7 protein-coding genes are annotated in these 8,646 nt (G+C 65.6%); 2 read left to right on the forward strand and 5 right to left on the reverse strand.

Translation table 11 applies throughout. The features are described 5' to 3' along the window. Positions 1-106: 106 nt before the first annotated feature. Positions 107-298: a hypothetical protein gene (locus B1C78_RS15935; protein ID WP_139349988.1), complete on the reverse strand. Its 192-nt coding sequence runs from the start codon at positions 296-298 to the stop codon at positions 107-109. Between the two features lie 229 nt (positions 299-527). Here B1C78_RS15935 and prsT point away from each other — a divergent pair, with 229 nt between their 5' ends. Beyond that, positions 528-3,311: an XrtA/PEP-CTERM system TPR-repeat protein PrsT gene (gene prsT, locus B1C78_RS15940; protein ID WP_175628341.1), complete on the forward strand. Its 2,784-nt coding sequence runs from the start codon at positions 528-530 to the stop codon at positions 3,309-3,311. A gap of 932 nt (positions 3,312-4,243) precedes the next feature. Next, complete coding sequence (locus B1C78_RS15945; RefSeq protein WP_077280158.1) at positions 4,244-5,050, forward strand: NF038132 family protein; 807 nt, start codon at positions 4,244-4,246, stop codon at positions 5,048-5,050. A gap of 152 nt (positions 5,051-5,202) precedes the next feature. Here the strand turns inward: B1C78_RS15945 and B1C78_RS15950 are convergent, their stop codons facing one another. The 4 genes from B1C78_RS15950 to B1C78_RS15965 form a co-directional block, all read right to left on the reverse strand. Next, the gene (locus tag B1C78_RS15950; protein WP_077280159.1) at positions 5,203-6,318 is read right to left on the reverse strand and encodes a nucleotidyltransferase domain-containing protein; all 1,116 of its coding nucleotides are present in this window, start codon (positions 6,316-6,318) and stop codon (positions 5,203-5,205) included. Continuing rightward, entirely contained in the window at positions 6,315-7,226 is a 912-nt protein-coding gene (locus B1C78_RS15955; RefSeq protein ID WP_077280160.1) for an HprK-related kinase A, read from the reverse strand. Before B1C78_RS15955 ends, B1C78_RS15950 begins: the two co-directional genes overlap by 4 nt. A gap of 144 nt (positions 7,227-7,370) precedes the next feature. Continuing rightward, positions 7,371-7,721 (reverse strand): HPr-rel-A system PqqD family peptide chaperone, encoded by a 351-nt coding sequence (locus B1C78_RS15960; protein ID WP_077280161.1) that lies wholly within the window; start codon positions 7,719-7,721, stop codon positions 7,371-7,373. A 52-nt stretch (positions 7,722-7,773) separates the two neighbouring features. Then, positions 7,774-8,484, reverse strand: a complete 711-nt coding sequence (locus B1C78_RS15965; RefSeq protein WP_077280162.1) for a hypothetical protein — start codon at positions 8,482-8,484, stop codon at positions 7,774-7,776. Positions 8,485-8,646 lie beyond the last annotated feature (162 nt).

An 8,646-nucleotide genomic window follows, 5' to 3' on the forward strand; every position in this document is an offset into this window, starting at 1 on the left:
TAGGGTGAGGGTGGTTTCAATGGACTCTGGCGGGTCCCCACCCCAACCCTCTCCCGCAAGCGGGGGAGGGGGACGGAAGCTCTGGGGCAGGGGCACGGAATGGCCGCTATCTTCTGAGCAACAACTCCAGCCGCGCGAGACATGCGAGCAGCAGTAGCGCGATGCCGCCGAGGAGCACCGTGGTCAGTTCGAAGCCGAACAGGTAATACCGGCCCATGGCGCGGGTGAGCATGGGGGCTACGGTGACGATGACACCGCCCAGGAGCAGCAGGTCCCCAACAAGCTTGATGAGTTTCACGTCCCTTTCCCTCGAAATGCGGAAGAAGGCTGCCATTATGCAGCACGGTCCACCGGGTCCGCAGAAGGTTTCTTGCGATCTATATGTAAGGGATTTCGACACCCGGCCCAGTTACGGCGGTGATTCGTGACACAGGTCGCGTTTCATGGTTTACAGTAAGTGGATGGCCCGGAAGGGACCGGTCGGTCATCCGGCCCGGGTGGCAGGTAGCCAAGGGGGATGTATGCGTATGATTGGGATGCGGTGGGCAGTGGCGGCTGTGCTGCTTGCCGTGGGGATTGTGCTGTCTGGATGCGGTCAGACCAGCTTCACGGAGGCCGAGCGCCTGGAGCGCGCCGAAGCATTCCGCGAGCAGGGGGATGTCCGGGCGGCGATTATCGAGCTGAAGAATCTGCTGCAGGACAATCCGGGGCACCTTGAAGGGCGTTGGCGACTGGGTCTGCTTCACCTGGACGCGGGCGATGGGCCGGCTGCGTTGTCTGACCTCGAGCGCGCGCTATCCCAGGGCTGGGAGAGCGAGGATGCGCCGCTGCAACTGGCGCGCGCCAGGCTCCTGCAGCGCGATTTCGACGCGGTGGTGGAGCGGTTGCAGACCTGGCGGCTGACTCGCCAGGAAGATGTGGTGGAGGCCCATGTGCTCAGGGGCCGGGCATTTATCGGCCTGGACCGGCTGGAGGACGCCCGCAACGAGTTCGGGGCTGCACTGCGCAACGACGAGGGCCATGCCGGGGCCCTGACGGGTCTTGCCCGGGTCAGCGTGATGGCTGAACCTGCCGACATGGCGGAAGCGAACGCGCTCCTCGACCGCGCGCTTGCCGCCGATCCGGGATACGCCGAAGCCTGGGATCTGCAGGGCGACCTCCATCGCGCGCAGGAGGCACTGCCGGAGGCGGAAGCGGCGTTCACCCGGGTCATCGAAGTCGCGCCGAATCCGTACCTTGGGCACTACAAGCGCGCGCTGACACGCATGGCGCAGCAGGATCTGGAAGGGGCCGCGCAGGACCTCGACCAGATGCGTCGCCTCGGGCGCAACCTCGCCCCCACCGCCCACGTGCAGGGCCTCCTGCATTTCTACCGTCAGGAATACCAGGCTGCCGCCGATGCCCTGGAGGATGCCCTGCGGGGCAATCCGAACCTGTTTCCGGCCATGTTCTTCGCCGGCGCCAGTCACTACGCGCTGGAGAACTGGCAGCAGGCGGAGACCTATCTTGGACGCTATCTGCGCGCCTTCCCCGACATGCCCGCCGCGAATCAGTTGCTGGCGGCCGTGCGCCTGCGCGGCGGCCACGTTCAGGATGCCCAGACCCTCCTTGAACGGGCACTGGCCGCGAACCCCGGCGATGCCGCGGCGCTGGATCTGATGGCGAGCATCCATGCCACACGGGGTGACAATGTGGCCACGCTCGAGGTGCTGCGACAGCGGGTCTCCATGCAGCCCGATTCCCCCCAGGCGCGCATGCGTCTGGCTGCAGCACTTCTACAGAGTGGAGACCGTGAAGCCGGTTTTGCCGAGCTGGAGGCCGCCCGGGAACTGGACCCCGAGGATGTGGGAATCGATGTGGCGCTGGTGGTGCGGCTGCTGCAGGACGGCAACTTCGAACGGGCGCTGTCGGAGGTGGAGGCACTGATCGAAAAGCACCCGGAAGAGCCGGTGCCTTACAACCTCCGGGGCATCGCGTTGCTGGGACTCAACCGGGTCGATGACGCCGTGGCCACGTTTGAGCAGACCCTGAACGTGGCGCCCGGCGATTTCACGGCGACCCGCAACCTCGCCGTGATCAGGTTCAGACAGGGGCAGCTCGACGCTGCGCGACAGATCATTGAGAGGTCCCTGGAACAGCGCCCGACCGACCATCGTCTGCTGGTGCTGTTGGGCAACTTCGAGGTCCGCCACGGATCCCGCGAGAGGGCGATCGGGTACTTCACCCGGGCAATGGAGGCCCAGCCGCAGGCCCTGGAGCCGCGCATTCTGCTGGGCCGCCACTATCTCGAGGCTGAAGAGCCGCGTCGCGCCCTGCGGTTGCTCGAGGAGGTACGAGAGCATCATCCGCAGAATCCCGTGTTGCTGGAGCACATCGCCAACGCCCAGCTGGCCTCCGGGCAACTGGAATCCGGTATCAACACCCTGCGTCGACTGGCAGAGATCGCGCCGGAGGTGGCCGAGGTGCATTTCCGTCTCGGTATAGCGCAACGACGTGCAGATCGGCCGCGGGAAGCCCGGCGGGCGCTGGCGCGGGCGGTGGACCTGGACGGCAGCCATGCACGGGCCCTGCTGGCGCTGGCCGCGCTGGATGTTGAAGCGGGGCGGCACGATGACGCGCTGGCGCAGGCCCGTCGTGTCCAGGCCCTGGAGGGACATCGCGCCGCGGGCCACATGCTGGAAGGTGATATCCATCGTGCGCGCGAGGCTTTCCCGCAGGCGCTGGCGGCCTATGAGAAGGCCTATGCGGAAACCCCTTCCGCCGAGGCCGCCGTCAAGCGGTTCGACATGGCGCGGCGTACAGGTGATCTGGCCGGAGCCCAGGCTGCCCTGGCGCGCCGGGTGGACGACCATCCCGACGATCATCAGTCCCGGCTGATGCTGGCGTCGTCCTATATCGAGTCGGGCGATTTCGAGCGGGCCGTGACTCACTACGAGGTATTGGCCCAGCATGCGCCTGAAAACCCGGCGATCCTGAACAATCTCGCGTTCCTTTATCATCGCCAGGGGGACGAGCGGGCTCTGGAACTGGCGCGCAAGGCCAACCAGCTGCGCCCGGAGGATCCGCGCATCAAGGATACCCTGGGGGTCGTGCTGCTCGATCACGGTGATCCCGCCGAGGCCCTGTCCCTGATCGCGGCCGCTCATGAGGCGCTGCCCGACTCCTCGACCATCACCTACCACTATGCCCTGGCCCTCGAACGCAATGATCGGTCCGCGGAAGCCGCTGAGGTGCTGCGTGAACTGCTGGCCGATGACACTGCATTCGACGAGCGGGAGGAAGCGGAAGCCCTGCTCGGCAGCCTTGAGTGACGTTCGGGGCGCGTTGCACTAATTGGTTGAGACGCAGAGGACGCGGAGACGCGGAGAACGCAAAGGGGTTTGATTAACAGACCCTGCGTCCATCTCCGTCGTTCGGCGACGGAGCGCGGCTCGGTCTGGACTTACCCTGCATGTCGCACCACCCTTCTACTGCGGGCGCCGATCTGCGCGCTGTGACGGGGCACCTGCTGCGCTCGTCCCTCCAGCCCCCGCGCTTCGCTGGTCAGGGAGAGGCGGATGTGCCTTGCTTATCCGCCCTGCGAGGGGCTGTAGCGTGGCGCACGGATGCCGACAGAACGTTGGTGGGAGGCCCGCGCTTGGGCAGAAGGCGCAGGTTTCATATACGGGCACTGCGGTTCGCGGCGGGGCGCCGCTCCTACGCTGTGGCAGTTGACGGCGGGCACGGCCCGCTCTACGGCATGACTATCTGTCCAGAAGCGCCCGAGCCAGGGGAGCAGAATCTCTCGCCATCCCGGATTGGTTTATCTGGGTTCTTGTGGCGGTGAGAAGTCGCCCCGGGTTCCCGATCCCTGTTCATCACGTAGGTACAACTGCGCTCCCCAAGCAGTCGAAGACCTGGTCTGGACACCCGGCCTGCCACGCAGACGTGCAATCCACTCGGTCAGGCTCCTGGGAGTACGAGACCCGAGCGGATGCTGCGCGTGTGCGCCTGGCGAAGAGGTCGGGGAGCTTCCTTTTTTGCTCTTGTCCCCGTACCGGATGGCGTTCCGGTCGTCCTGGGATGTCGGCGTTGTTTACAGTTCGCTGCGAACGGGCAAACACGTGAAGTGACAGATATCTGAAATCGTTGACAAAACATTTTATGGCACAAAGTCTGCATGGTATACGCAAGGATGATCGGATGATGGATGGCCGCACCGATCTGATTTTCGAGGAATAGGGAAGAAGCGGGGGAAATCACAATGTTCAGATCAATCTGCAAATTAAGCGGTTCGGTTGCACTTCTGGGGCTGGTCAGCCTGTTTCCGATGCATGCCTCTGCCAGCCTCTTCGATGCGGGCATCCCCGCGGGCTGGACCTGCGTCGGCAGCTGCGGCACCTCCGGAGCCGATGGCGACGTGACACTTGCCCCGGGTGGCGGTAGCCAGTACGGCTGGGTGTCTACCAGTCAGGGTGTGACCGGGGTCGGTCTCGGCTTGGGCTCAGAGACATCGGGTTCTGTGCTTACCTCAACGGCCTTTGGCGCCCAAGCGGGGGACGAACTTGAATTCTTGTTCAATTACGTGACCTCCGACGGCGCCGGGTTTTCCGACTACGCGTGGGCACGGCTGCTCGACGACACCATGAACGAGGTGGCGTTCCTGTTCGGAGCCAGGACCACACCGGCCGGCGACACCGTGCCTGGTGACGGTCTGCCTCTTCCGGATGCCACACTGGATCCTACGGGTGCGCCCATCATCCCCGGTGGTCCGGCATGGTCGCCCTTGGGCGGTAGTTCGGGCAGTTGCTATGCCGCTGGATGTGGCTACACCGACTGGGTTAACGCCACCTACACCGTAGCCACCTCTGGGAATTACATTCTGGAATTCGGAGTGGTGAACTGGATCGATTTTGCTTTTCAGTCAGGTCTTGCCATTGACGGCTTCCTGGTCGCCGGCGATGACCCGTTCCAGCCGCCTGTGGGTGTTCCCGTGCCGGCTACGCTTGGGCTGATGGGCATCGGCCTGTTGGCCTTGGGTGTGGGGCTGCGGCGTCGCCGGCTGGTCTGATCACCCGTCTTTGGTTTGGAGCGCATGAGGGCGGCCCCGCAAGGGGCCGCCCTCATGCGTTTTGGTGCCAGGCAAAGGCCGACGGATGTAAGGTTTGCCGACGCAGTGCGTAGGCCGGATAGGGTGTAGCCGCATCCGGCATGCTTCGGTGATCAGGGACGAGGCAGCACCGGCGCGGTACGCTTGCTGTCCTCCTGCAGCCGCTTCCTGATGGCCTTGCGCACCAGGTGTGGAATCAGCAGGTGCAGGGGCATGCGCAGGTAGTGGGAGCGCACGTAAAGCAGCCACCGGGCGACGCCTGAGAGGGCGTCGTCGCAACACCAGTGGTGGGGGGCGAGGCCCCGGTGGAACAGGATGTCCATCAGCGGGCGCAGGGGTGTGGTCGGACCGGCGTCGGACAGCTCCTCAACAACAGTCCCGGGGATGGGCGTGCTCAGAAACGCCTGCGTGTAGCGCAGGCCGTAGTACAGGGGACGGATCAGGTCCATCTGCCGGGCACGTGCCACCAGGGCCGGCCAGAAATCGGGATCCTGGCCGAAGTGGCGCAGCAGATCGTCCAGGTCGGTCAGGTCGCGCAGGCCGTGCTCCAGTTCGCCGTCGTGGAACAGATGCGTGGCGCTGTGCAGCACCATATCAACCGGCGCGAGCACGTAGAGGTCATCGACTCCTGAGATCGGCACGGCGTCGGCCAGCAGGCGCCCGGCGTCGGGCTTTAGACGGGCAGTGGGCGGCAGGATGGTGTGGTGGACATCCAGCGTGCTCTTGCGCATGACGTGGGTCAGGGGCGGCAGTTCGTGCATCCAGCGCCGGTAGTAGGACTGGTCGTAGGCGTCCTGCGTCTGGTTGACCCAGCCGTTGGCGAACAGCGCCCGCTCCGTGTCATGCAGGGCCCCGCGCGGCACCAGGATGTCCACGTCGGTGAACAGCCGGCCGCGGGCGCAGGGCAGACCCGCCAACACGTAGGCGGCGCCCTTGAGCACCACCACGGGGATGCCGCGCGGGTAGAGGGCCCGGTGTATCTGCGCCACCTCCCAGCGGGCCATGTCCTGCTGGCGGTCCGAGACCATGGCCGCGGCTTCCAGGTGCCGGCGCGGACCGTCGGGCAGGGTGTCCAGCACGCCGTGGTCGCGCAACAGATGGCACAGCCGCGCCTCCAGGGAGGCCATGCGCGCCACGCGCACCAGCAGATCCAGTTCCTCCAGCGAGCGCTCCGCCACCGTTTCCGGGCGGGTCAGGGCGGTCAGCAGCAGGCGGGTGCCGGGTGTCATGAACGAGGCTCCGCGAGGGAATTAAGCAGCTTCAGGCTGGCGTTCAGGTCGCCGTAGGTCAGGCGGAAGGATTGGCAGTTTTCCACCAGCGCGGCGCCGGCCTCGAATCCCCGGCCCCCGAGGACGCTGTAGTTGAAGGCGGAGTCGGCCAGTTGCAGGAGCGCCTGTCCCCTGGACACCGGTTCCAGCCGGTCGGCGGCGCCTGCCTGGAACTCGGGAAACACGATCCAGGCGGGTTCGGCGGGATCTCCGGCCCTTTCCACGGCGTCAGCGGATGGCTTGAGGTGGGCCACGGTGCCCTTGGTGGTGTCGTGGGTCTCCGGCCCCAGCACCGCGCCCGGATAGCGGTCCCGAATGATGCCGATGGCGGCGTTCTTGAGGCTGACGGGGCGCGGCAGCGGGGTGATCCGGCCGGTATCCAGTTCGACCAGGGCGAATTCGTCCGACAGCAGCCGCCAGCCGGAGAGGCTCAGGGCCGCGCACAGCGTGCTCTTGCCAGAGCCGGGAGCGCCCGGGAGGATCAGGGCGCGGCCGTCCCGTTCCACCACGGCCGAGTGCACCATGAGAAACCGGTGCCCGCGCTGGGCGATGCACCAGTTCAGGCCCCATTCGAAGAGCGGGAACGCCTGGTTCAGGGGCAGGGGCTTGAACGGGGAGGTTTCGTCGAGATAGAAGCGTGCCTGGGGTTTCCACCAGCGGCGCAGGCCTCCGGGGCGGTCCAGGCGCACGTGAAAGTCGCAGAACGGCGTGTCCGGCGCCCGAAGCTGGTGCTCGTAATGCAGGCCCACGGCGGCAGCCACGGAATCGAGCCGCGAGCGCAGGCGCACCAGAAACGGCCCGATCTCGATGACCGCACCGGTGGTGCCCAGGATCCGGGATAGGGTTTGTATGTCAGTGCCGGCCTGCATGTCTCGTCAGTGATCACGAACGGATCTGGCTTTCCCCGGACACTACTGAAGGTGCAGCTTAAATCCGTAGGGCGGATAAGCGAAGCGCATCCGCGTTCCCATTGTGTGCTGAGGCATGCCGGATGCGGCTGCGCCTTATCCGGCCTACGACTGCGACGCTTGTTGGTCCTCGACGGGGCTGACCTCCAGCAACTGGAGGCGCTGCAACTCGTTGAGGACCTGTCTGACGAAGGTGTATGTATCGCCGACGCCGTCGACCTGTTCCGCCGACAGGCGCTCGGCCAGGGCATCGGCAGTACAGGGGCCTTCGCGCAGCCACTCGAACAGCATCGCCACCACGCCCTGGAGCAGGTGGGTTTCGCCGCAACGCTGATCATACACGATGAGTTCGTCATCCCAGCGGCGGACGTGGGATTCGGGCAGGGGGATGATGGTTACGGACTCGGCGGGTCCCGCAACGCCGGAACCCGGCGAGCGCCTGTCGTCGGGGTTCATGTGACGGGGATCAGCAGGCAAGTGGAGGCGTGTGCCGCACCGCGTTGGACGATCAGTCCAGGGTCAGGGAGGTCTTCACCGGGATGCAGACGTCGTCTTCCAGGGTGTAGCCCTTTTCGCAGTTGCCGTGGGCGTCGATGGGGCAGCCACGGTTGTTCATGTTGTCGAACACGTTCTTGAGCAGTTCCGGGTCGGTCTGTATCGGGTTGTCACGCGCCATCTGGTAGGCCTGGACCACCTCGGCCAGCGAGGCGCCGTAGTAAATGCTGGTGCACCTGGCGTTGAGGGCGGCGCCCACCGCATGCCAGTCCAGCGTACCGGGGCATTCCTGCAGGACTTCCATGAGGGTGGTGACGGACCCGCACATCGGTGCATATCCGAACACGTACTCGAAGGTGGTGCCGGTGGTGGCGTCCAGTTTCTGGCACTTATTGCCCGAGGGGTTCAACTCCATGCAGGTGCCGGGCGAGAAGCCCGTGCAGGCCCAGCCCTTGTAGTTGTTGCGCCAGTATCCCGGCGTGCACCCCTGGCCCGCGGTGCATTCATGGTCGATGTCGGAGACGTTGGCGGAGAAGATGTCGCCGGACAGGGAGCAGGCTCCCTGGGAACCCCACACGGGACGGCTGGCCAGTGTCACCACCAGCGGCGTCGCCATGGCGCCGCGGATCAGGTTGCGGCGCCTGGCGTTGGGATGGCCCTGGCGCGGCGCGGACTGATCCGTGCCGGCGGGTTCCTTGCGGGGATTGTCGGGCGATTCGCTCATAATGTTGACAACGCTCCTTTCGCGACCAGCTAGCCCGCACATCTCACCGGTCGGACACCGGCTGGTGCGCAACAGGCTGAAACATAAGTGAAATACGTTGCAATGGTCGCGAACCTCAGCATGACAGTCTGTTCCCGCCAGAGTCCTATCGCGGTTCAGGCT

It is taken from the genome of Thioalkalivibrio denitrificans, from assembly GCF_002000365.1.
In the GTDB taxonomy this organism is placed as follows: domain Bacteria; phylum Pseudomonadota; class Gammaproteobacteria; order Ectothiorhodospirales; family Ectothiorhodospiraceae; genus Thioalkalivibrio_A; species Thioalkalivibrio_A denitrificans.